At 41.0% G+C, this 22,370-nt stretch carries 20 protein-coding genes and 1 tRNA gene; 4 read left to right on the top strand and 17 right to left on the bottom strand.

Annotation, left to right across the window (positions count from 1 at the left end):
* Positions 1–205 precede the first annotated feature (205 nt).
* Positions 206–4,450 carry a translocation/assembly module TamB domain-containing protein gene (locus tag ACZZZW_RS07070; RefSeq protein ID WP_463492688.1) on the top strand — a complete coding sequence of 1,415 codons (4,245 nt, stop codon included), beginning with the start codon at positions 206–208 and terminating at the stop codon, positions 4,448–4,450.
* Positions 4,451–5,326: 876 nt separating this feature from the next.
* Here the strand turns inward: ACZZZW_RS07070 and ACZZZW_RS07065 are convergent.
* The 3 genes from ACZZZW_RS07065 to ACZZZW_RS07055 all read right to left on the bottom strand — a co-directional run bounded on the left by ACZZZW_RS07065 (position 5,327) and on the right by ACZZZW_RS07055 (position 8,514).
* Positions 5,327–6,538 (bottom strand): bifunctional 3,4-dihydroxy-2-butanone-4-phosphate synthase/GTP cyclohydrolase II, encoded by a 1,212-nt coding sequence (locus ACZZZW_RS07065; protein WP_055912011.1) that lies wholly within the window; start codon positions 6,536–6,538, stop codon positions 5,327–5,329.
* A gap of 140 nt (positions 6,539–6,678) precedes the next feature.
* A complete protein-coding gene (locus tag ACZZZW_RS07060) occupies positions 6,679–8,103 on the bottom strand; it encodes an LptF/LptG family permease (protein WP_463492687.1) in 1,425 nt (474 codons plus the stop codon).
* Between the two features lie 30 nt (positions 8,104–8,133).
* Positions 8,134–8,514 (bottom strand): START-like domain-containing protein, encoded by a 381-nt coding sequence (locus tag ACZZZW_RS07055; RefSeq protein WP_055911440.1) that lies wholly within the window; start codon positions 8,512–8,514, stop codon positions 8,134–8,136.
* A 527-nt stretch (positions 8,515–9,041) separates the two neighbouring features.
* Between ACZZZW_RS07055 and ACZZZW_RS07050 the strand changes: the two genes are divergently transcribed.
* Both ACZZZW_RS07050 and ACZZZW_RS07045 read left to right on the top strand, forming a co-directional pair.
* Positions 9,042–9,293 (top strand): hypothetical protein, encoded by a 252-nt coding sequence (locus ACZZZW_RS07050; protein WP_463492686.1) that lies wholly within the window; start codon positions 9,042–9,044, stop codon positions 9,291–9,293.
* A gap of 15 nt (positions 9,294–9,308) precedes the next feature.
* Positions 9,309–9,527: a hypothetical protein gene (locus ACZZZW_RS07045; RefSeq protein WP_463492685.1), complete on the top strand. Its 219-nt coding sequence runs from the start codon at positions 9,309–9,311 to the stop codon at positions 9,525–9,527.
* Positions 9,528–9,777: 250 nt separating this feature from the next.
* On the opposite strand, the gene ACZZZW_RS07040 is transcribed toward ACZZZW_RS07045, so the two are convergent.
* Positions 9,778–10,176 (bottom strand): hypothetical protein, encoded by a 399-nt coding sequence (locus ACZZZW_RS07040; protein WP_463492684.1) that lies wholly within the window; start codon positions 10,174–10,176, stop codon positions 9,778–9,780.
* 294 nt (positions 10,177–10,470) lie between these two features.
* Here ACZZZW_RS07040 and ACZZZW_RS07035 point away from each other — a divergent pair.
* Positions 10,471–10,544 (top strand) — tRNA-Met (locus ACZZZW_RS07035).
* Here the strand turns inward: ACZZZW_RS07035 and ACZZZW_RS07030 are convergent.
* From ACZZZW_RS07030 to ltrA, 13 genes are all read right to left on the bottom strand, one after another.
* Complete coding sequence (locus tag ACZZZW_RS07030; RefSeq protein WP_425339082.1) at positions 10,504–12,117, bottom strand: recombinase family protein; 1,614 nt, start codon at positions 12,115–12,117, stop codon at positions 10,504–10,506. The two genes, ACZZZW_RS07035 and ACZZZW_RS07030, sit on opposite strands and share 41 nt — an antisense overlap.
* 51 nt (positions 12,118–12,168) lie before the next feature.
* Positions 12,169–12,378: a hypothetical protein gene (locus tag ACZZZW_RS07025; protein ID WP_156131592.1), complete on the bottom strand. Its 210-nt coding sequence runs from the start codon at positions 12,376–12,378 to the stop codon at positions 12,169–12,171.
* 148 nt (positions 12,379–12,526) lie between these two features.
* Entirely contained in the window at positions 12,527–13,204 is a 678-nt protein-coding gene (locus ACZZZW_RS07020) for a hypothetical protein (RefSeq protein ID WP_463492683.1), read from the bottom strand.
* Positions 13,205–13,213: 9 nt separating this feature from the next.
* Positions 13,214–13,891, bottom strand: coding sequence for a hypothetical protein (locus ACZZZW_RS07015; protein WP_463492682.1), 678 nt, complete (start codon positions 13,889–13,891; stop codon positions 13,214–13,216).
* 272 nt (positions 13,892–14,163) lie between these two features.
* Positions 14,164–15,027 (bottom strand): hypothetical protein, encoded by an 864-nt coding sequence (locus tag ACZZZW_RS07010; RefSeq protein WP_463492681.1) that lies wholly within the window; start codon positions 15,025–15,027, stop codon positions 14,164–14,166.
* 27 nt (positions 15,028–15,054) lie between these two features.
* Entirely contained in the window at positions 15,055–15,372 is a 318-nt protein-coding gene (locus ACZZZW_RS07005) for a hypothetical protein (protein WP_463492680.1), read from the bottom strand.
* A 461-nt stretch (positions 15,373–15,833) separates the two neighbouring features.
* Positions 15,834–16,634 (bottom strand): DUF4099 domain-containing protein, encoded by an 801-nt coding sequence (locus ACZZZW_RS07000; RefSeq protein WP_463492679.1) that lies wholly within the window; start codon positions 16,632–16,634, stop codon positions 15,834–15,836.
* 8 nt (positions 16,635–16,642) lie between these two features.
* A complete protein-coding gene (locus ACZZZW_RS06995) occupies positions 16,643–17,266 on the bottom strand; it encodes a zincin-like metallopeptidase domain-containing protein (protein ID WP_463492678.1) in 624 nt (207 codons plus the stop codon).
* Entirely contained in the window at positions 17,188–17,853 is a 666-nt protein-coding gene (locus tag ACZZZW_RS06990; protein WP_463492677.1) for an ArdC-like ssDNA-binding domain-containing protein, read from the bottom strand. Before ACZZZW_RS06990 ends, ACZZZW_RS06995 begins: the two co-directional genes overlap by 79 nt.
* Complete coding sequence (locus ACZZZW_RS06985) at positions 17,846–18,472, bottom strand: M23 family metallopeptidase (protein WP_463492676.1); 627 nt, start codon at positions 18,470–18,472, stop codon at positions 17,846–17,848. Before ACZZZW_RS06985 ends, ACZZZW_RS06990 begins: the two co-directional genes overlap by 8 nt.
* Positions 18,450–18,872, bottom strand: coding sequence for a hypothetical protein (locus tag ACZZZW_RS06980; RefSeq protein WP_463492675.1), 423 nt, complete (start codon positions 18,870–18,872; stop codon positions 18,450–18,452). Before ACZZZW_RS06980 ends, ACZZZW_RS06985 begins: the two co-directional genes overlap by 23 nt.
* A 29-nt stretch (positions 18,873–18,901) precedes the next feature.
* Positions 18,902–20,278: a type IV secretory system conjugative DNA transfer family protein gene (locus tag ACZZZW_RS06975; RefSeq protein WP_463492674.1), complete on the bottom strand. Its 1,377-nt coding sequence runs from the start codon at positions 20,276–20,278 to the stop codon at positions 18,902–18,904.
* Between the two features lie 38 nt (positions 20,279–20,316).
* A complete protein-coding gene (ltrA, locus tag ACZZZW_RS06970) occupies positions 20,317–21,984 on the bottom strand; it encodes a group II intron reverse transcriptase/maturase (RefSeq protein ID WP_463492442.1) in 1,668 nt (555 codons plus the stop codon).
* Positions 21,985–22,370 lie beyond the last annotated feature (386 nt).

Raw genomic sequence — 22,370 nt, 5'->3', positions numbered from 1 at the left:
AATCGCATCAATAATTTTGCTGCTCGCGCTTGTTATTTTTTCTCTGCAATTTAAGCCTGTTCAAACTTATTTTGCTCAGAGGGCTGCTGCATACTTATCAAAAGAGCTCAAAACTACTATATCAATCAAAAGCCTTTATATCAAACCCTTCAAATCTATCGTTCTTGAAGATTTACTGGTGCTTGATCTTCAAAAAGACACTTTATTGAGCACTCCCCAATTTATGGTCGATATTAATCAATTGTCCATTGATAAGAAGATTATTGATATCAACACCGTTCAAATTAATAACGGACAGTTTTACCTAAAGGATTTCAAAGATAAGTCTTCTAATCTCGATTTCATCATCAACTACTTCGATTCTGGTAAACCTACGGTAAAGAAAAAGAAAAGCAAACCTTTCGATGTGACTTTGCGACGCCTGATTTTGAACAAATTTGCTTTCAGATATATTAACTACAATGCAAAAGATACAACCCAGGGAAAAAGCGTAAACTTCGACAACGTTGATGTGAAACAACTGAGCGGAATTTTTGAAGGATTGGATACCAAAAACCATTTGGTTAAAACCAATATTAAAAATTTAACTTTTAAAGAGCGTAGCGGATTTTACCTGAAAAACCTTACTGCACAAACCACGATAGATAGCAATGCCATTGAGTTAAAAAATCTGTTATTGGAAACCAACCAAAGCCGTTTAACTGATTATTACCAGATGCGGTTTAAAAGTTATAAAGATTTTAACCACTACATCGATAATGTGAGGATGAAGGCAATTTTCAAGAATAGCCATATTACCTCCAGAGATATAGCTTTTTTTGCTCCTGAGCTGAATACCATGAAACTTGATCTGGATGTAGATGGCCAGATTACCGGTTTAGTGAATAACCTTAAAGCCAAGAAACTTTCTATACGAACCGGAAAAGCGACTCACATAAAAGGTGATTTCATTTTAAAGGGATTACCGAAATGGAAGGAAACCTTTATGGACCTGAACATCGAAATGGCAGGAACAAATAAAACCGATCTGGATGAGGTACTCGGAGGCATTACAAACAGCAAAAAGAAAATTGTGCCGGCAATTGTAAATAAATTCGGCAACATTAACTTTAACGGAAGCTTTACAGGTTTTCAGAACGATTTTATTGCTTATGGCGAATTTAAGACAAAACTTGGCCGCCTGGTTTCTGATGTAAACATGAAGCTTGATAAAAAGGATGTTCCTTCTTATACCGGAAGTGTAAAAAGCTACGATTTTAATGTTGGCGAGCTGATTGGCGAAAAAAGCCTCGGCCGCATCACTTCTTCTTTAAATGTAAAAGGACGCGGAACGGAACTTAAAAGTTTGACCGAGAAAATAAATGGCGATGTAACCTATATCGACTTTAACAATTACAGGTATCATAATGTAAAAATTGACGGTACGTTTGATAAAAAATATTTCGATGGTAAACTGAGTATTAACGACCGGAATGTTAAACTGGTATTTGATGGTGGCGTAAACCTAAATCCTAAACTACCTGTTTTCAACTTTAATGCAACCATTTCCAAAGCGAAATTAAAGGCCCTAAAACTCCTGAAAGACTCTTTAATGGTGGATGCAAAATTTACCACTAATTTCTCAGGAACAAACCTTGATAATATTTCGGGCAAGTTGTTGATTGAAGAGATCCGGTTACAAAATCCTAAGGGTGTATATAGCGTAGATTCGGTGCAACTTATGGCCAATGGTACAGGTGCCAACCGTGTACTTGATATCCGTTCGGATATTTTAGATGCCAGCATTAAAGGTGAGTACGATTTAAACTCAATTGTTTCATACTATAAAGCCATTGCTAAAACTTACATTCCTTCGTTAAAAGCTGATATCATTAAGTACAAAAACCAGATATTTCAGTTTAACCTCATGGTGAAAAAATTCGAACCTTTGTCGCAGATTTTTGCGCCAGGTTTAGAGCTCGAAGAAGGTGCCACCTTAACAGGTGATTTCGATTCACGGAACAATACAGCCACCTTGAATGGTTTTGTGCGGAAACTAAAATACAATGGAGTTGTGGTAAACAACATTATTCTTGATGAAAACACTACTCCACAACAGCTTCAGCTGATTGTAACATCTGATCGGGTACAGATTAATGATAGTTTATTTATTAAAGACGTCAACATTTCCAATATTTTACGGAACGATAGTTTGGCCTTCAACGTTAAAATGTCTAACTCAGATGAGGCCAACCAGCTTGATTTGAACGGTTTAGTGGAGTTTACCAAAAACCAGGACACAACAGCAAGGTTGAGCGTATTGCCTTCCATCTTAAAAATAAACAGTGAAGAATGGCGTATACAGGAAAAAGTAAGAATTGTACTGAATAATGGTAAAACTGAAATCAGCAATTTTGACCTTACCAACGGAAAACAACAGTTGATTATTGATGGATTGATTTCTGAAGATCCTAAAGATTTAATAAGCGTTGGTTTTAAAGATTTCAGCCTTAAAACCCTCAATCCTTTTACCAAAGGTTTTGGCGTGAAACTGGGTGGAAACCTGAACGGTAAAACCGATTTGTACGGTGTTTTAAAAGCACCAAGATTAACTGATGATCTAAAAATCGATTCACTGAACTTTAACGACATCTATATCGGCACTTTAACAGATACATCATCGTACAACAATGAAAGTAACAAAGTAAATGTATTTACACGCGTGGTGGCAGATGGTTCGGAAACTTTTAAACTAACGGGAAATCTTGATTTAAAAGAGAAAGAGATTGACCTTGGAGTAAAGATGGACGAGAGTAAACTCACCATTTTAGAGCCATTTGTAAAAGAGCTGGTATCAAACCTCAAAGGAAACATATCTGCTGATTTAACCGTAAAAGGAAAACTAAGTAAACCCGAAATAAATGGAAGTTTATCCTTGGATAAAGGCCAGCTCATGGTAAATTACCTTAAAACCACTTATGTAATTACCGATAAAGTGGAGGTAAATAACAGCGTAATTAAGCTGGAAGACTTTACGATAAAGGATTTGGAGGGCCACGAGGGTACAGTTAAGGATGGTACGGTAGATTTAAACGATATTAACTACCCAACCTTAAATGTGAAGCTTGAAGCCAATAATTTAATGGCACTGAATACAACGGCAAAAGACAATTCTGTATATTACGGTCGCGCTTATGGAACCGGAGTATTTAGCTTTACCGGACCTACCAATAAGATGAAGATCGATATTAAAGCCAAAACTGAAAAAGGCACGGTTTTCAATTTACCTTTAAACAGTTCTGAAACCATATCTGATAAAGACTTTATTAATTTCGTTTCCAGGGATTCGACTACGCTGGTGAAGAAGAAAACCAATTTTGATGGTTTAACCCTTACCTTTAAACTTACGATAGATCAGAATACTACTGCCAATATTTTTACCACACTGGGCAACCTGAGTGGCAAGGGTAATGCAGATTTAAACCTTAACATCAATAGTTTTGGTGATTTTGAAATGTCAGGAGATTACATTATTGAAACCGGAAGCTTTGATTTTACCGCGCAGGAAGTAATCAATAAAAAATTCGAGATCAGGCAAGGTGGAACCATCCGCTGGACGGGAAATCCGACTGCTGCACAAATCAACTTAAAAGCTGTATATGCGCTGAGAGCAAGTTTGAACGACCTTTACAAAGCTGCCAATCGTGATGCGAGTAGCAATGCCAACCAAAGGGTAAACACGGAAGTGGAGATGGGTTTAACAGGCTTGTTGTTAAAACCAGATATCAAACTGGATATTAATTTCCCGGCACAACCTTCAATTAAAGAAGAATTGCAAACCTATTTCAGCGATCAGAATAACCTGAACTTACAGGCTTTCAGTTTAATTATCAGAAGAAGTTTTGCACCTGGCAACGGTGGAGAATCGATCGGAAACCAGTTGAGTTCTACCGCCACAAGTACAGCAACCGAGTTGGTATTTAACCAGTTTAACAATGTACTTTCTTCGTTAAATTTAAACTTTGTGGATCTGAATGTACGATCACTAAGCGAGGCGAATGCATCATTTAAATTCTTTAATAACCGCCTAATCATTAATGCAGGTATTGTAGATAGGAATAGTTTAAATGATTTCACCATTATTAGCTTTAACAATAACAATGTTGGCAGTGAAGTGGAAGCCCTCTATTTATTGAAAAAAGATGGAAGTTTAACCGTTAAAGCGGCCAATAAGCCACCTACACAACAAAGTATTTTCTTAAACAGCGGGATAAGTGCAACGGCAAATGTAACTTCATTTGGTTTGGTGTACACCCAGCAGTTTGATACATTTAAAGAGTTTATCCAGAAAATTTCTGGTGCTTACCGAAGGAATTTAAAACGTAAGCAAGGTGAGAAACCTGTTAAAACCAACAAATCGATTAACAAGGATGCGATTATTAATCAATCAAAAGGCAACCAGCGGAGGTAATGAGGGTAAATTGTTGGTAGTGATTTGGTGATTAGCGATCCCCATTGCGAAGAAGATCCTGAAACAAGTTCAGGAGGACGTAAGTGTGGGGATTGATCGCTTAGTATTCATTTGAAAGCAATTCACCTTAATTATGTCATGTTGAGTTAAATAGTCCTCGTTTGTAACGAGGATTTTTGAGGTACGCATTTGCAATGCGAAAATAGTTCTTTCAAGACCGATGAAAGATTGCTTCGTCGGCTGAAAAAGCCTTCTCGCAATGACGATAACCTGAGGAAATTAATCTTTTAATATAAAATCGCTTTACTCGTACATCCTCGTTACAAACGAGGACGATGTAGATTAGCGATTCCCATTACAAAGAAGATCCTGAAACAAGTTCAGGAGGACGTAAGTGTGGGGATTGATCGCTTAGCATTCATTTGAAAGCAATTCACCTTAATTATGTTATGCTGAGTTAAATACTCCTCGTTTGTAACGAGGATTTTTGAGGTACGCATTTGCAATGCAAAAATAATTCTTTTAAGAGCGATGAAAGATTGCTTCGTCGGCTGAAAAAGCCTTTTCGCAATGACGATAACCTTAAGAGATTAATCTTTTTATATAAAATCGCTTTACTTGTACATCCTCGTTACAAACGAGGACGATGTAGTATGATCATTCTGTGAATTCTCGGTGCGTTCTGTGTTTCCGTGGCAAAAACTGATCTCTGTGTAAATCTGGGGTTAAAGCCCTTCGACGACACTACCATTTATAGGCTACCCTACGACCAAAAAAAAACCAACAATTAAACACCTGTTCAACTGTTGGTTTTATATATGGTTTCAATTTACGTAATCTAAACTGTAAACTTCAAGCTGTAAATTTCAAACTGAATTACCCTTTCATAATCGAATGGCCCATTTTATCTCTTTTGGTAGTTAAATAACGTTCGTTATGCACATTACTGGCAATTTCGATCGGAATATTTTCTACTACTTCTAAACCATAACCAATTAAGCCAGCTCTTTTGGTTGGGTTGTTGCTCATTAAGCGCATTTTGGTCACACCTTCTGACCTCAGGATTTGTGCTCCTACACCATAATCGCGTTCATCACCCTTAAAGCCAAGTTTAATATTGGCTTCAACGGTATCAAAACCGGCATCCTGTAGGTTGTATGAACGGAGTTTATTAATCAGTCCGATACCTCTACCTTCCTGGTTCATGTACACCACAATTCCTTTACCCTCTTTCTCAATCATCTCCAAAGCTTTGTGCAACTGTGGTCCGCAATCGCAGCGACAAGAGCCAAAAATATCACCTGTTACACATGAGCTGTGCACACGCGCTAAAATAGGCTCATCGGCAGTCCAGGTACCTTTAGAAATGGCCAGGTGAGTGGCATTATTATCCAATTGGGTGTAAGCTGTCATTTTAAAATCGCCCCAAGCTGTGGGTAAATCGATGGTTACCTCCTGTTTAATCAAGCTATCCATGGTTAAACGGTAAGCGATTAAATCTTCAATTGAAATAATTTTTAACTGGTGCTGTTCTGCAATTTTAAAAAGATCCGGAAGCCTGGCCATTTCACCATCTTCTTTTAAAATTTCTACCAATAAACCTGCTGGTTTCATTCCGGCTAAACGTGCTAAATCTACTCCAGCTTCCGTATGTCCTGCACGGCGGATTACACCACCATCTTTGGCAATCAATGGAAAAATATGTCCGGGTCTGCCCAACTCTTCAGGGTTAGTTTTAGGATCAACCAAGGCTAACATCGTTTTTGAGCGGTCGCTTGCTGAAATCCCTGTGGTACAACCATGACCAACAAGATCTACCGAAACGGTAAAATTGGTTTCGTAAGCAGCGGTGTTTTTACCTACCATGAGACTAAGGTTAAGCTCCTTGCAACGTTCTTCTGTTAGGGGTGCGCAGATTAAACCACGACCATAGGTAGCCATAAAATTGATGATCTCCGGAGTTGCGTTTTCTGCCGCCGTTAAAAAATCACCTTCATTCTCTCTATTCTCGTCATCTACAACAATAATTACTTTACCAGCTTTTATATCTGCGATAGCTTCTTCTATTGTGTTTAATTTTGTTTGCATTTTATTTAGCATTATGGGGCATACTGTGCTTAGGGCGCATTAAATGTAATTTATGCAACAACAATAAACCCGTACAAATGTACAACCTTATTAAGCATTATTTAATTTAATATATCATCTGTAAGTAAAGGAAACAGGGGCTATTTTGCCTTCTTTTTAAACACTTTAACGATGAGCTGCTTGTAGTAGTTTACATCAAAAAGGGCAGAATCTACAGTGGCTTTATAGGTTAAAAAGGCAGCTAAAGGCGATAGCACAATTACGGCAATCCACATTCCGAATATTGGGTTCAGATTTCCTTCTCGTGCAGATTTTTCGGCTACAGTAGTGATAATATGGTACACCAGGAAGAAACAGATGGCCACTACAACGGGTAAGCCCATCCCTCCTTTTCGGATGATGGCACCCAATGGCGCACCGATAAAAAACAACAGGATACAAGACGCTGCGAGGGTAAATTTACGCTGATACTCTACTGTGGCAAAAATAATTTCGCCTGTTAAATCGGTTTGGCGTGGGGCCCAGTTGGGTACATGTTGCATTACATTTGCCACCACATTGGTTGCATTATCGAGGGCCAGTTTGCGCGATCCGTTCGGTATGCTTTTCAGAATCACATCATTAATTACTTTCGGAACGGCCTTTACTTTGGTGTATCCCTTAGTGGTATTAAACTGTTTAAAGTTACTGGTAAGGTTTGCAATGGTTCTTAATTGAAGGGTATCGAGTTGTTTGGTGAGTGAATCGCGTTTTCTGGCAATCCCTTTCAAGTTGAGCATCGGGGTACTGTTACCAAAAGCATTGGGATCTGTGGTGCTCGGATCAAATGACGACATATCGAAGCGTGGTGAAGTTTCTTTAAACCGGTTCCGCGTAAAGATCTGTCTTGGATTGTACATTCCATTTTTAGAAGCCTGCTCTTCATACTGCACACCGTTTTTTAGGTTCAGCACCAGGAATTTACCATCGGTAGTTTTATTCATCTTGCCTTCTTTCGCCAAAATAACTTTTGGAATCCCGCTATTTTCACGGTGATCGTAAATCATAATGTTATGCAAAGTGCCATCTTCTTCTTTAGAATCGACACGAATGGCGTAACCTGGAATAGCATTATTAAAAACTCCTGGTTTAATTAGGAATGACAATTTTTTATTCCGCACATCATATAAAAGCGAGCCGAATTTTAAGTTGGCTTTGGGCAGCATGTAATTGGCAAAAAAGAACGACGCTATGGTTAGCATCAAAATCACCACAAAGAGCGGACGCATGGCTTTTTGAAGGGAAATACCTGCTGATTTAATGGCTACAAGTTCGTAATTTTCGCCAAGGGTACCGAAAGTCATGATAGAGGAAAGCAGCACCGAAAGTGGCAGTGCCATGGATACGTTGGCAGCTGAGGCATAATACATCAGCTCCAGAATGGTGTACCATTCGAAACCTTTTCCTATGAGATCATCAATCCATTTAAAGAGAAAGAACATTAACAGGATAAACATCATCACAAAAAATGTTGCGATGAATGGTTTCACAAATGCCTTTATTAAAAGAAGATGTATTTTTTTCACCTTACAAAGGTAAACAATGCGAAGGTAATTTTATGCACCCAAAACACTAATCAGATAATCGATCTGGTTATCCCAGATTAACTTTTTTTCTGCTAGAAGCTCGTCGGTAGTAAAATCGGTAATGGAAAGGGCTACATCATTGGTTAGTTCGTCCTGTACAATTTCCATCTCAAAATAACATTGAGGTTCATCATCCAGCCATTTAAATTTGACTAGCTTATTCTCCTTAATAGAAACCAGCTTAGCTTTTAACTGCTCATCATCCCAGGTAAAGGTGTATACCTGATCGCGGAAATTTACATCATCGGCAAACCACTGAGATAAGCCGTTTGGCTCACTTATAAAACTGTACAATATTCTTGGTGACGATCTAACTTCGTACTCGAGTGTAAATTTTTTCTTTTCTGCCATGTTAGTACACTACCAGAATAATTTCCGGACTATTATTTAATATTATTTTTCTAAAGAAAGGTAATTTATTCTATATCTGCAACACTTATCATTAACACCCGCATTTTTTGTATCATGGCTCATACAATAGGCTCATTTATCGGGTTTTATTTAGGGGGGATGGTGAATTGATGAACTGTTGAAACCGGTTAATTGTTGGAGATGCTTGAATCGCCGCAGGATTCAAAACCAATACCCAACCTAGCGTCATCCTCGCGCAAGCGGGGATCTTAATGCGATCGTGAATTAAACTCCCGACTAAAAAATAATTTGCTTTTCGAAAATATATTCCTATCTTCAACTATGGTTTAAGTTGATCTTACCTAAACCTATCATCCTCTATTTATTTCAGGCAGTATCAAATAGCACCACGTATGTGTTTATTCACGCCTGATATTTTTTAAACGTTTATGGCCATAAGGCTCATCCCCTTAAACGTTAATTGTTATTTTATTTAATAATTACATAAACCTTTAAAACAAAAAAGAATGAGTTCGAGTAACAGAATTTCAGCGGTGATTACACCAGAACAGTTGCAAGCCTGCAACGATGCCATTACAGCATTAAAAGCCAGTATAAAGGATGTTTTAACAATCAACTTAACTGCAGATGATCGAAGAACTGTACTAAAAATGGGCGACAAAACCCTTGCCTTTGTAGAAAAATCTTTGGAGTATGCGGCCCAGAACCCCAATTTAGCGCCTGTGTTTATGGATTTGCCAGAGGCTAAAAAGGACTAAGAATTAGCCAAAACATTGTATAGCATTTACCAACAGGTAAACACATTACTTACGGCTATTGAAGACACTGAAATGGTGGCAGGTGGTGAGCCTTATGAAGCTGCCTTAGTTTTTTACCATGCTGTTAAGGGTGCCAGTCGCTCCAACGTAGCAGGTTCACAAGCTATTTACGACGATTTAAGTCAGCGTTTCCCTGGCCATCGCAAGGCAAATACAATACCACCACAGCTTTAAAAAAACAACCCCGGCAAAATCTTGTCGGGGTTTTATATGATTGGTTAGTTTCCGCAGGTTATAACCAATGCACACAATGGTTAATGCTTACAATCCTCCTCAGGTTTCTTTATCAATATACCTCTATATTCGATGGTACTTTTTATATCTGCCGCCCCTAAACGTGAAGCAAACGTTATAATAAATACTGATTCTCTTCTTGTGAAAACCCAATATTTTAATTGAATGCTCAGGCAAGAAGTAGTTTCACTCACCATTGAATCTTTATAACGTAGTTTAGATGTAAACTGCAAAAATTGGATATCCTACCTTTTTGGCTCGGTGCCGAGCCTTTTGCACCCTTAACCACCCCTCTGAGGCCCGAAGCCGGCCCTTTTTGCTCTGGTGCCGAGCCTTTTGTACCCTCAACCACCCCTCCGAGGCCCGAAGCCGACCCTTTTTGCCCCGGTGCCGAGCCTTTTGCACCCTCAACCACCCCTCCGAGGCCCGAAGCCGACCCTTTTTGCTCCGGTGCCGAGCCTTTTGCACCCTTAACCACCCCTCCGAGGCCCGAAGCCGACCCTTTTTGCCTCGGTGCCGAGCCTTTTGCACCCTCAACCACCCCTCCGAGGCCCGAAGCCGACCCTTTTTCTATATACTTATATAGCATTTAGCTCGACAATATTATTACCCTGTTGGCATCATCAACTTAAATACCTTAAAACACTTTTATTGAACGAAGTGATAAATCCTGACATTTATAGCCTTGAGTTAAGCCAAAAAGTAAGTTTTTATAAGGCATAAAATTCCTGGTGAAGCTTATCAATTACAATCAAATTTACTGAGCATTAGTGCCTTAAAGTATTTTTCACATTTCTTTTTCATAGAATGTATATTTATTCTATATTTGCAACTCTTAAAAATAACCACATCGATATTTACATTTATCAGTAAATATTTACCCGGCGGGGTAGCTCAGATGGTTAGAGCGCAGGATTCATAACCCTGAGGTCGGCAGTTCGATCCTGCTCCCCGCTACCGAATCGGCGAAAGAGGCATAATTCAGATTTAATTCTGGTATGCCTCTTTCCTTTTTAAGGATAATTTGCTGAAAATGAGCGATATACAAAAACACTAAATTTATTTCAGTGGTTCGAACTTTATCATTTTTCTTATCATAACTCATACCACTAGGGAACAGTAGTGCCTGTAGTTGTTGCTTGGTATGATAGTCCCCAGAAAGCCAGTTTAAAGGTAGCTGAGTGGCATATTCTATAGCCAACCTAACGCATTTTAAAAGGTTCGAACTTTTATTTGACAGGATGAGCAAATTCCGCTCAATTTCCCTTTTTTCGTCCGAATATTTCTCATGGTACTTTGTGTAAAGTTCCTGACTTAGATCTTCTTCAATATATCTTTCCTCTAAACGCTCCACCTTCTTCTTCACTTCTCTGTGGCTGTTCTCCAACTCCAAAAGATCTGCTTGCTTATTTTGAGTCAACTGGTTAAATGTTGCAGCAACCTGCTCAACCAATAGTTCTATATATTCCTTGGCAATGTCAATTTTAAAGAAATCAAGTATGTCTGCAAATCTGGAATTAAGAGAATCAGCATTTTTGTTGTTACAGCAAGCTTTGGTTTTGCATTTATAATAATGTATATTCTTTTTGCGTGCGAGATAGCCACTCAACGGCTTCCCGCATTCGGCACATACCATAAAGCGCTTCAAAGGAATGTGAACATTTTCTTCATTAAGTGAAAAACCATGGGGAATCTTATCTAGCATACCGTTAACCTTTAAGAAAAGTTCCCTGCTAATCAATTTCTCGTGATTGCCCACAACCACTTGTCCCTCCAACATATTGTGCACCATCAAGCCACAATAGAATGGATTTCTGAAGATTTCTGAGATACGCTGATGAATCAATTTGAGTCCTTTAGCCGCCAATCTATCGCGAATTATCTCATTTGACACATTTTCATAAGCTTTCCATTCAAAGGCCTGACGAATGAGCCTTCCCTTCGCATTTATAACAATCTGCCTTTTGTTCTTCGATCTGTCGATCTCGAATCCCAATGGGGGATTAGTCGGCCAATCACCACGCAGCAACATCTCTTTTATACCAGCACTGCATTTTTGCTTTCTCAATTGATTGTCAAACTCCCCGAACAGAAACAATAATTTCTGTTGCATCTGACCTGAAGCGCTAGACGTATCAATAGGCTGTGTCACTGATATTATTTCGATACCTAAGCGCCTCAATTCTCCGCTAAGCCAGATTGAGTTGTCATTTCTTGAAAACCTCTCCAGACTATACACTAAGATAGAAGATATTTTTCCTTTAAATTTTTTCACGAAAGAAAGCATGGCTGTAAATTGCTTTCTCTCATCGTTCTCAGCGCTTTCGTAGGTACCCCCAAACTGAGCGGCGATATTAAAACCGAACTTTTCTGCATATAGCATACAGGCCTTCAATTGGGTTCCAAGGCTTAAATTGTCGGCCTGCTCCTTACTGCTAACCCTTGTGTAGATAACGCATTCCAAGCTTTTGGAAACTTTTTTATCTTGCTTCCCTTTTGCAAATGAGTCGAAAAATAAGATGTCTGACATAAATAATACTGCTATGATTATACTATAAGATACTAATAATCAATTGTTCTATCAAATTTTTTCCTCCTTTTTTTCACTTGCATTAAAAATAATTATTGACATTTTTTTTATGGTAAGAACTACGTCCTTAGCCTGCTCCTCGGTGAAATGTGAGAACATTTGTTTTGAGAGCACCTCTTCTATAGTTAGATCATGCTGGCGCACGATAGTTTCTACATTTAATTCAAACTCCATATCCATGACGTTTATTTTGAGTGACATTTTTTTTAAGGGCATTTTGAGGGATATAGGGTCGGCTAAACATAATTAACTAAGCTTGTTATAAAATTGTCTACTAGAGACAATCCAGCTATATTATTATACAATCTAGGTGCATTTAAACAGCAGAACGCAACGCACCCTTTGTTATTTATCTATTCAGATCTGAATAATCTATTTCCAAAGATTGTATAAAACCATCGCGGATCACCTCAAACCCTGCTACCCGATCAGTATTGTAAATGACGACTGTTTTTGGTGGCCAAAGTTTCGGGTCGTTTATCTTATCCCAGTCTATGCCTATGCCTGACGGATAATATTCCCAGTTTTCCCATGCTCTCTCTTTGATTAGAAGCCCATCGTAGCCCAGTTTCCTTGTAAGATATTCGTTGCGGTTTCCTTGCCAGTCCATGCCGTAGCAGAGCAGGTCAGCAGCCTTGTGAAAATCAGTGAGCTGTTCATCATGCCGGCAATTCAGGTATCTTTCGGAAACTCCGGCGCACAGCAAAATGCTCCGGACGCGAGATGCGTCCAGAGCTTTGTCAGCATCCAAAATGCTGGTAACATTGCTGAGTGAAATTTTATAGATTTTGGCAAACCCAAGGTTATCAAACCCCGCTCCGCCTTTAAGTCGTGATTTCTGGAGTACGAGATGGCTAAATAGGCAGGCGGCGTCCTCACTTAGGGAAGTATAAAAACCATTTCCGAGGGTAAGCGCGTTCCAACCAACTCCTTTGCCGGACTGGATGTTTATCTTACTACCATCCAGTCCTAGCGTGCCATGATAAAGGGACATGGTATCGGGTTCTATTACTTTTGCTATGTGCATAGATTCTGATTAAAGTAGCAGGCCAAATTTCGGTTCAACTTGCAATTGAAGTATTGCTGATCTACCGCCATCGTGGATCAGATCTACGGAAGCGACTTTTTCGGCATTATAAATCACGACTGTCTCGGGAGGGGAACTGCCCCAGTCATGCCAACATCTTCTCCAGTTTATCCCAATGTGGTCAGGCTCATAGTGCCAGGGCAGGTAGGGTTTTTGAACAAATAACAATCCGTCATAACCCATTGCCTTAACCAGGAATTCTTTGGCATTAATAGTTTGAAAGCCTCCTTTTTCAATAAGATCGACCACAGCTGGAAACGATGCCATTTCGGATAGCTCAAGCATCTGGATATCTGAGATCTGAATTCCTGCCTGTTTCATAGCACTTACCGAGGCGCCAATATCTAGTTTGTCCGTTTCACGAAGCAGATTGAGATCTTTTTTCACAGATATCTGATAAACCTTGCCGGTCATTGCTTCTTCGGGATTGTGGCCAAGATCAAACAACCTTTCACGCATCATGATGTGGCTATAGAGAAGAGCGATCTCCTTAGATGTCGAGGTATAAAAACCGTTGCCCAGTGTGAGATCGTTTGAGCCAATCCCTGTATTGGAACGAATTTCAATTTGTTCACCCTCTAAACCCTCGGTACCATGATATAAAATCAAGTCTGAATGGCTTATCATCTTAATATACCCTTATTTCGTCGCCCCCTTGCCAGGAACCGACCTAGTTTCAATACAGATCATCAATGGTAAAATCAACCGTTTTATTCTCAATAAAGACAGTAACACGGCATTTGATGTCTGGTGTCGCCATACTTTCCACTTTAAACCTTTTACTGTTCAGATGATACAGGGGATGATCTTCCTTGAGTTCGAGCGTTATCCATCCGCTCGCCCGGATTCGGTCTATTTTCGCCAGGAGTTTTCTCATTTTTCTTTTGCCGTTAGAAATTTTACCGCCCAATTTCGCCGCTCTGGGACAGATCAGCATCCTGCTGGTTTTCCCAGGGAAAGCGTTCTTCGGTATTGGAAGTCGTAACCTCACTTTTTTTTGATTCTGTTTGCTCCGAGGATATCTCAATACTTTTATCCTTTTCTGCTTTGGGGAAGATCTCATCCTGACGGATTGCCACCATATTTTTATCGAAAACATCAAGCCCTTTGTATTGTGGATTTGCAGTTATAAATACGGGAACCGATTTTTTGCCCACTAACATATCCGCCTGCACCATGTTGCCACTTCGGAGCATCTTCATCATCCCATCCTTTCCGAGTTCGGTCAGGCCTTTGAAAGGATATTTATCGATAGCATCAGATAAATCAAACTTAAATTCGGGATAGAACTTTTTTAGTGGATGGTTTCCGTAAGCATCCTGGACATCCAGGTTCAGCTTAAACCAAACCCTTTTCTTTTCAGCTGCTTCTCCATTCTCAGCTTTAGTATACACATCTCTTTCAAGCGAATTTCCGGACAATAACTTATAAGCCTGCAGGGCAGTGATTCGGTTATCCCGCTCCAGGTCAAAGACCTGCTTGATAGGCAATGCACTTCCTGCCTTTAAAAGGGTTACCTCGTAATCGTTCAGAAAGTACATGTCGCTCTGCTTGGATCGGTTAAAATTCAGCATGAAACGGACCTGGTCTGTCCCCAATGCAGGATTTTTTCTCATCTGTGCCGATGAATATGATTGGTTAACGCCCAGAGTAAATGCAGAAATCTCCCTGGATATCGCGGATTCTAACACATCGTTAAGCTTGGTTCCAAAGCCGAGATAATCGAGGCTCTTTTTAAGGTACTCTAAATTTTGCTCATTCATAAATAATAAGATAATTGTTGTTAAAAATTAAAACAGGCTGAGCTGCTGCTCAGGTTCCGGAGGTTCATAGCCATTTTCTCTGGCCAAATGCTCCCCGAGCGCAGTGCAGAGCTCTTCGATAGAAGTGTATCCACAGTCTTCGAGAAATGCCGAGAAAAGAAAATGCGATTTATAACCGGTTGAAGAGATGACCTTCGAATCTGAACGAAACTCAAGATGCACAGCCAGAGGTTCCTTTCCGTCTGACCTGCGTGATGGCCAATGATAACGATAATCTACATTTACCTCAAAGCCGAAGACACGGACGTTGACTTTTTGATCCTCCCTGAAAATTTCGGGAATCATTGGTTTTAAAAATTTGGTTAAAGAAATATACTTACGTTAGTCCTAAACCCGGAAATTCTGCAGAATCTACTTAATGAGAATATTTCTTCCGGACATAAAAACGTTTTAGACCCGTAACGAAAATTAATGGAGGTAGATACCAACAAAAAGTGAACATCGGTATTTTTAAGCCACAGGGATATCCGGCATGACAGCACCCGTGCCGGAAGATCCCTACCGAATCCAGTCCTAAATCTTGCGTTGCAAAAAAGTGCGGCAACAGCTGAAATGGTTTCCATATCTGGACAGAAGCCGACCAAAACAATCGCGATGTAGTGATCAGGAGATTTGTTTTTGTCAATTAGTTTAACAGGAACATCCTTTCTTTCGTAAAAAAGATACGACACTTTAATAGTTACCTCCGGAAGACCGGCTGGAATATGGTAGGTAAATCCGTCAAGTTCCACCCATATCTTCTCCAATTACCGCGATGACCCCAGGCCCAAAGGACTTTGGTAATCATTTTTGAGATCATCAAGCTCAATCTGAAGACTTTCCTCAGTTTCTACACCTTCCGACTTTCTCATTTCCAAAAATGCAGATTCAAATGCAGGTGAGAAAGGCTGCTCTTGAGCACTGGATATTTTTATTGGCGCAAGATTCTCTAGGAGAAAGCTTGGCGACCTTCCATCTTCGGACATTGCAATGATCAGCGCTGAGCGGCTGGATACAATCCCTTTAGGAAGCGAGGACATATACTGAAACTTAGTTCCATCGCTGAGCTCAACAATTTTTCCGTGCGCAAAATCCTGACGGCGCTTTTCATCAAGCTTTTCACCATTCACCTGAAAAGGAACTATTACCTTTAAAGGGTCGTAAGAAATAAATTCTTTTGTTTCGCCGTCATATTCGAATACAAGCGTTTGATCGACCCCTGTTTCAGGGCTAGGAACAACCTTAACCAGATTAGTTTGTTCACCCGTCAATATCGGCCAAAGTTCTTCTTCGGTCATTCCCTTGGCCAATGTAATCTCTTTGTAGATCGGATGGAGCATGATCTCATCTCCCCACCGCTCGCTATGATGAAGGGAAAGCTTCACATCAAGGCTTTCAATAGTGAAAGCCTCACCGATCAGGTTTTTAAGGTTGACAAGGGAGGTACGTCTCCCTGCCAGAAGGGCTGTGATATCCTCTGGGGATAGCAAATGTTTGCCGTCTTCATACAGTCCAAGTCTGGAAAGCTCTGCAACCGGCAAAGCTTCCATGATCATCATTTTTTCCATAATACAGTTTATCTATTTATTTCGGCAGAGTGGTCATCGGACCTATCCGTAGTCAAGTAATCAAAGCTCTGGGATTCTTCCTTGCCCATTTGGGTCTTTAAAAAGGAAAGGGCACTGTAAAGTTTATCCTGCTGCGACAGGGTGAATGCATTGCCGTTCAGGCTTTCCAGCATTTTCAGGCGTCCCTGTTTTAAGTGTCCAAGCACTTCGTAAACAGAACCATTGTACCCGATTTTATCGCCGGTGGTTAAATAATTTACTGTCTTTGAGGGCGCGGCCTTCAATGCGCCCAGTGAATGCTCATCTGTCGAAAGCTCTTTTCCTTTCTCCAGGCCAGTCACGTAACCAAAAATCCGCTCGGCATCCATTGAGGCAGAAAATATCTCAAATGGGTTGTTTTCCAGAATTGATATCCAGCTTTCCACATAAGCATAATGCTGCCCGGGATCATGCCCGATGCCCAGTTCCTGACCCAAGAGCATGGAGGCAATCTCGGCCTTAAGTTCCTCTCTGGCGTAACTTTCACTGCCAAAGCCTTTACCCATGTCACGGTTTAACCTGTCCTGGTGACCTGTCCAATGACCAAGCTCATGTAATAGGGTGGCATAGTATTTATCCCCCCAGAAAACCACTCCTTATGAGGAAGGGTAATAGCATCTTTCCCGGGATCGTAAAATGCATTGCCTGAATTTATGTGATTGATAGTCGCTCCGGAGGAGGTAATCAGCTTTTCTGCACGCTCAAGCGGTTCCCATAGCCCGCCGGGTTTCTCCAGCTCAAGCTTTGGCATTCCCTCAATCTGGTCGGCATTGAAAACATAGGCATTGCGCACGATAGCATGGGAAAGCTGGATCTTTTCCGTAATTGGTTTCCCCAGTTCATCATGTAACACCTTACCTGAGGTATCGCGCTTGGTGCGTTCGTCAGCGGTTTTTACGAACTGAATCATCATTGATTTTTCCCCCTTGCGAACCTGAAATCCGCTTTCCTCAGCTTGCTTGTAGGTCATCCACCTTGGATCCTCTCGTCCGCTCATCAATAACGAAAGCGAGTTGATCCCCCGATATCGCTTTCCACTCTGCAAATTGTAGGGCAATACAAAAGGCATTCCGCCTGCATCCCATGGAACCTGCCATGGAGCTGTACCAGCCTTTAAAGCTTCGATGACTCTCTCCGCAACCTGAACATGCATTGGCTTGGTGACCTCTTTCTTATTCATCTTCCGGATCCTCCCGATCCGCAAGGTCAACGCCATAAAGCGATGCCTCATGCTCGTTTAGCGCAACTTCTTCCATCATGACAAGAAGTTCCAGTTTTTGCCGCAAGCTATAGATTGCTATATTTTCCATAATATTTTCTTTATTGGCCTTGTTCTGGTAATAGCCGCGAATGAAGAGAACCGGGTTTAGATACGTAGCATTTTGTTTGATAGAGAAGTGCAGGTGCTCGCCTGTTACCCGTCCGGTACTTCCCGTAACAGCTACGACCTCGCCGGATACAACTTCATCACCCTTGGAGACAAGTAAAATCGATAGATGTCCATAGATGCACTCCAGACCGTTTTTTTCAATCCTGACAAATTTCCCCAGGATTTGATTATATCCTACCGCGGCAATCCTTCCGGAAAAAAACGCATACACAGGTTCATTTCTCGCATGCAGATCGATCCCCCTGTGGAAATCCACTTTATGGGTGACCGGGTGGATTCTCTTTCCATAGCCGCTATTTATCCTCATAGCATTCAGCGGCATCGATAGTTGTGCGTTCGCCTTCAATACTGAAACCGGTAAGAGAAAAACTAACTGAATGAGAAAGCTAGCGCTCAAAAGCCGGTTCATGACTGATATCATTGCTTAAGTTTATAGAAAGATGCTCCACCAGTGAGACTGTGCTCCGCTTTAGCACCTCGGGACTACTTAGCGCTATATTCATTGCAGCAGACTGATGGATATAATTCGCGTGTTCCTGCTTCATATTGATGTCCAGCAACTGCTTGAAAGTATCGACATCCATGTCTTTTACCCCAGTCATAATATCCTGATAAAGGTCTCTTTTATCTTTAAGGACCAGTAAAGCATCCGAAGAATACTTGCCCATCTCGCCGGATGAAAAGCCGACGCTAACGGTATCGGTTTTTAAATCGGCCATTGCGATAATTCCGATTTGGCCCTGCTTAAAGATCGGATCATTGGCAAGCATGGGATTGACGGCCACTAGCTTACCGGTTAGTTCTTCCATAATAAATCGGATTTAAGATTAATGTTTATTTACCTTTTCATTCCTCCTGAAAGGGAAGGTTTGGGCGTTTCAGCAACTTTACTTCCTTCAGACCTGAACCCCTTAACGAGCTGGCTGACCTCGTCATTGATACGCGTAAAATTCTCTTTGAGGATCTGCTCCTTTTTACCGCCAAAATCGTAATAGACCGGCATCTGCACATAGGACTTTTCTTCCCTTGCGATTGATTCCATGTCCAGGTTTACCCTGCAGTTGATTGCCGATGTTTCGTATTTTCCTGTGTAATCCTCAACAGCGTCAGCTGCGAGCATTCCGACCAGCTCACCCGCTTTAAGCGAGGCGATTTTTCCGGCAGGAATTAATGATTCCAGTTTTTCCGAGAGCGAAACTGAAGTTTTTGTCCGATCTATAGAAAGGCTTTCCGATTGCTGTTTAACTTTCCCAAAAAGCCGTTCGAGCCACTCCAGGGTATCCTTGTTTCTTACCGAACCGGAAAGCACGTTTCCAACTACCGAAGTAATTGTTGTAGCGGTATCCTTACCATATTGCTGCTGAAACTGTGGCAGTTCCTGAAGCCCCATAAGCACCGCTACCTTATTTGATCTGGCCGTTGCGATGAGATTTTCGATTCTATGCACAAATAGTGTCGGCAGCTCATCAATGATCAGCGCCGAGGGAAGGTTGCCCTTTGAATTGATTAGCCTGGTGAGCCTGTTCAGTACCACAGAATAGCAGGCAGAATTGATGTTCTGGGTATTGGGATCATTGGCCAATACTAAAATTGAGGGTTCATCCCTTGAAGAGATCTTTAGATTAAAATCATCCCCGGAAAAAACCCAAAAGGTTTCTTTGGTAGCAAGCCTGGATATAAATACCTTGAGCGTTCCGATCTGTCCCTCAAGTTGATTAAAGGCCTTTGCCTGCCAGGCCGTAGCAAATGGCGAGAGCAGACTTTTAAGTTCCAGGTTCGAGAAAAGCACCGAAAAGATCTGCTCATAGCTGCAGTTCAAAAATGAGAGCACGTGGGGAAAGGTTGAATATCTGCCATTTTCATACTGCGAAAAAAAGTAGATACAGGAAGAAAGGAAGTTGACTGCGCTCTGGGTAAAGAACTGATCACTGCCCCCTGATTTATCACCTTTCTTCAGAGCTTCCACCAGCGCCTCCGCAGTCTCGCCGGCATCAGCCAGCGTTCCTATGTAGTCGGGCCGGAGTACATTTATTCTTCTGCTTCGCTCTACCTGGGTCAGATTGATTACGTGGAAATCAAAACCGGATAGCTTTCCCTGTTTCTTTCCAAGGAGATAGTGGTAATAAGCTATCTGGCCAAGATCGGGGTCGAGTAAGTCAGCGGAATTGCTCCCGCCTTCTCCTCTAAGAACCGTACGTGAGAGTTTCCAGCTCATACGGCTCAAGTAATTGCCATCTATTTACATAGACGACCTCATCGAGAAGCCCTCTTTTTAAGGTAAACACTTCTGCGACAACCATCATGTACAAGTTCGTGAATTGCCTTGTTGTTGACAATACTTTTGGTAGTGCCCCACGGTAATTCCCTGTCAATTTTGTTGCCGCAGATAGGGCATGTGCGTTTCTGTTTCTCCCATAACTTAAGTAGAGTCGTCTTTCCTTTTAATGTCTGTAACATTTTGTACGTTTCACGCTTTTCAAAATAGTACTTCCATGTAGGGTCGAAGGGGTTTGCACTTCCATGGATCTTGACATTCCTGGTTATGTTTATATTGGAAAGATGTTTCAATGTCAGATAGTTTTTATCCTCATTTTCATTCTCCTTCCAAGTAAAACACCAGTCTCGATTGCCGATCTTTTGAAAGTACTTTTGTTTAACCCATTTCCTTCCCTTGTTAGCGGAATGGCGACGATTACACCATGACCATATTTTTTGAAAGATCAAGTGATCGCAGTTCTGAAATATATCCGAGGCAACGCTATGTTTATAGTAGTTGCCCCAGCCAGTAATAACAGGGTTTAGCATGCGTATAAGTGAATCCTGTCTCGTAGATTGATTGGACTTAATAATGTCCTTTATCTTTAATAGGAATTTCTTCATGCCACTCTTTGATGGTCTTGTAAGTACCACATGTTTAAATCTGCGGACATTGAAACCCAGGAAATCAAAGCCTTCGTCTATATGGGTTGTCTTGGTCTTTTCTTCAGAAAGGATTAATCCTCTTTGTTTTAAGAATTCAACAACCACAGGCTTAACCTCTTTTTCCAGTGCTTCCTGCGTTTTTCCTGTGATAATAAAATCATCAGCATACCTTACCAACCTTACGGCTGGGTAATATGATTTGCCACTTACTGTAGTCCGTTGGAATTTTTCCAACAACACTGTTTCTAAACCATCAAGAGTCATGTTGGCCAGCGTTGGTGATATTATACCTCCCTGTGGGGTTCCTTCCTCTGTTGGAAACAGTTCATCCTTGAAGATGAAACCACATTTAAGCCACTTTTTTAACATGGTTTTGTCCATTGGGATGTTCTCCAATAGCCATTGGTGGCTGATGTGATCAAAGCAACCTTTAATATCTCCTTCCATAACCCATTTTGGGGAGAGTTTCTCTTTACCCAAAAGTGTGTGACACTGGGTAATAGCATCCATCGTGCAGCGTTCTCTTCTGAAACCATAAGAGTGTTTATCTGCCTTAGTTTCTGCTACCGGCTCCAATGCCATGAGATATAAAGCCTGCATTGCTCTATCCTTCATCGTTGGGATACCCAAAGGGCGTAATTTCCCATTGCTTTTTTCAATATGTACCCGTCTTAAAGGCTGTGGATTGTACCCTTTTCTTTTCAGATCAGCAATCGCCTTTAATCTTTCAACAGGTGAATCCCAAGTTACCTTGTCAACACCTGCTGTGTTCTTCCCCTTGTTAGAGGTTACTCTTTTCACAGCCAAAGCTTTGGCGTAATAAGAGTGTGTTAGTACCCATTGTAAGGATTTTACCTTACCATGTTTACCTTCTTTCTGAGCTTTTACAATACGTGCTTGTAGCTTTCCAACTCCATTCTTGCATTTGTCCCAATCAATGTTGTTCCAATTGCTGAGCTCTTTGTCAGTAGGCGCACACGCTGTTTTACTTACGTTCATTTGCTTTCCTCCTTTAAAAAGTTCTAAAAGTTTCTTATAAAATAATTACCATATACAGAAGTCTGCCCACTTTCGTGTGGAGTGACGTTTAAACTCCTATCCATTTCATTACAAAATAGCATTCGCTTTCTCTGTAATCCCATACCCGCACCACTATCGGCCTTCCTTACAGTCGGCTTTCCTGCATCCGCAGGAATGATACGGGCTTACAACGTTCCGTGTAAGTAACAACGAAGGGTTAGGTCCTATCTCTACGCCGGCAGTTCTGTTGTTCGTGTAATCCCAAAATTCCAGAGATTATCCAACTGCGTCACCTTTTGGTTCAAGCCTATCAGCATTGTTTGGCTTGTTCGACTTAACGACCTTTTAATGATAGTTCACTTTCG

The organism is Pedobacter sp. AC379, assembly GCF_979258145.1.
Note: the sequence above shows the minus strand (reverse complement) of the source record. Positions and strands in the feature narration are given on the sequence as shown.

Excerpts from the sequence above, each read along its gene's own strand:
- ACZZZW_RS07005 (WP_463492680.1), bottom strand. The coding sequence starts at position 15,372 with ATGATTCCCGAAATTTTCAGGGAGGATCAAAAAGTCAACGTCCGTGTC.
- ACZZZW_RS07015 (WP_463492682.1), bottom strand. The coding sequence starts at position 13,891 with ATGATAAGCCATTCAGACTTGATTTTATATCATGGTACCGAGGGTTTA.
- ACZZZW_RS07040 (WP_463492684.1), bottom strand. The coding sequence starts at position 10,176 with ATGCTATATAAGTATATAGAAAAAGGGTCGGCTTCGGGCCTCGGAGGG.
- ACZZZW_RS06990 (WP_463492677.1), bottom strand. The coding sequence starts at position 17,853 with ATGAATAAGAAAGAGGTCACCAAGCCAATGCATGTTCAGGTTGCGGAG.
- ACZZZW_RS06975 (WP_463492674.1), bottom strand. The coding sequence starts at position 20,278 with ATGAGCTGGAAACTCTCACGTACGGTTCTTAGAGGAGAAGGCGGGAGC.
- ACZZZW_RS07025 (WP_156131592.1), bottom strand. The coding sequence starts at position 12,378 with ATGTCACTCAAAATAAACGTCATGGATATGGAGTTTGAATTAAATGTA.
- ACZZZW_RS07055 (WP_055911440.1), bottom strand. The coding sequence starts at position 8,514 with ATGGCAGAAAAGAAAAAATTTACACTCGAGTACGAAGTTAGATCGTCA.
- ACZZZW_RS07020 (WP_463492683.1), bottom strand. The coding sequence starts at position 13,204 with ATGCACATAGCAAAAGTAATAGAACCCGATACCATGTCCCTTTATCAT.
- ACZZZW_RS06985 (WP_463492676.1), bottom strand. The coding sequence starts at position 18,472 with ATGAACCGGCTTTTGAGCGCTAGCTTTCTCATTCAGTTAGTTTTTCTC.
- ACZZZW_RS07065 (WP_055912011.1), bottom strand. The coding sequence starts at position 6,538 with ATGCAAACAAAATTAAACACAATAGAAGAAGCTATCGCAGATATAAAA.
- ltrA (WP_463492442.1), bottom strand. The coding sequence starts at position 21,984 with ATGAACGTAAGTAAAACAGCGTGTGCGCCTACTGACAAAGAGCTCAGC.
- ACZZZW_RS07030 (WP_425339082.1), bottom strand. The coding sequence starts at position 12,117 with ATGTCAGACATCTTATTTTTCGACTCATTTGCAAAAGGGAAGCAAGAT.
- ACZZZW_RS07050 (WP_463492686.1), top strand. The coding sequence starts at position 9,042 with ATGAGTTCGAGTAACAGAATTTCAGCGGTGATTACACCAGAACAGTTG.
- ACZZZW_RS06980 (WP_463492675.1), bottom strand. The coding sequence starts at position 18,872 with ATGGAAGAACTAACCGGTAAGCTAGTGGCCGTCAATCCCATGCTTGCC.
- ACZZZW_RS07010 (WP_463492681.1), bottom strand. The coding sequence starts at position 15,027 with ATGAATGAGCAAAATTTAGAGTACCTTAAAAAGAGCCTCGATTATCTC.
- ACZZZW_RS07000 (WP_463492679.1), bottom strand. The coding sequence starts at position 16,634 with ATGGAAAAAATGATGATCATGGAAGCTTTGCCGGTTGCAGAGCTTTCC.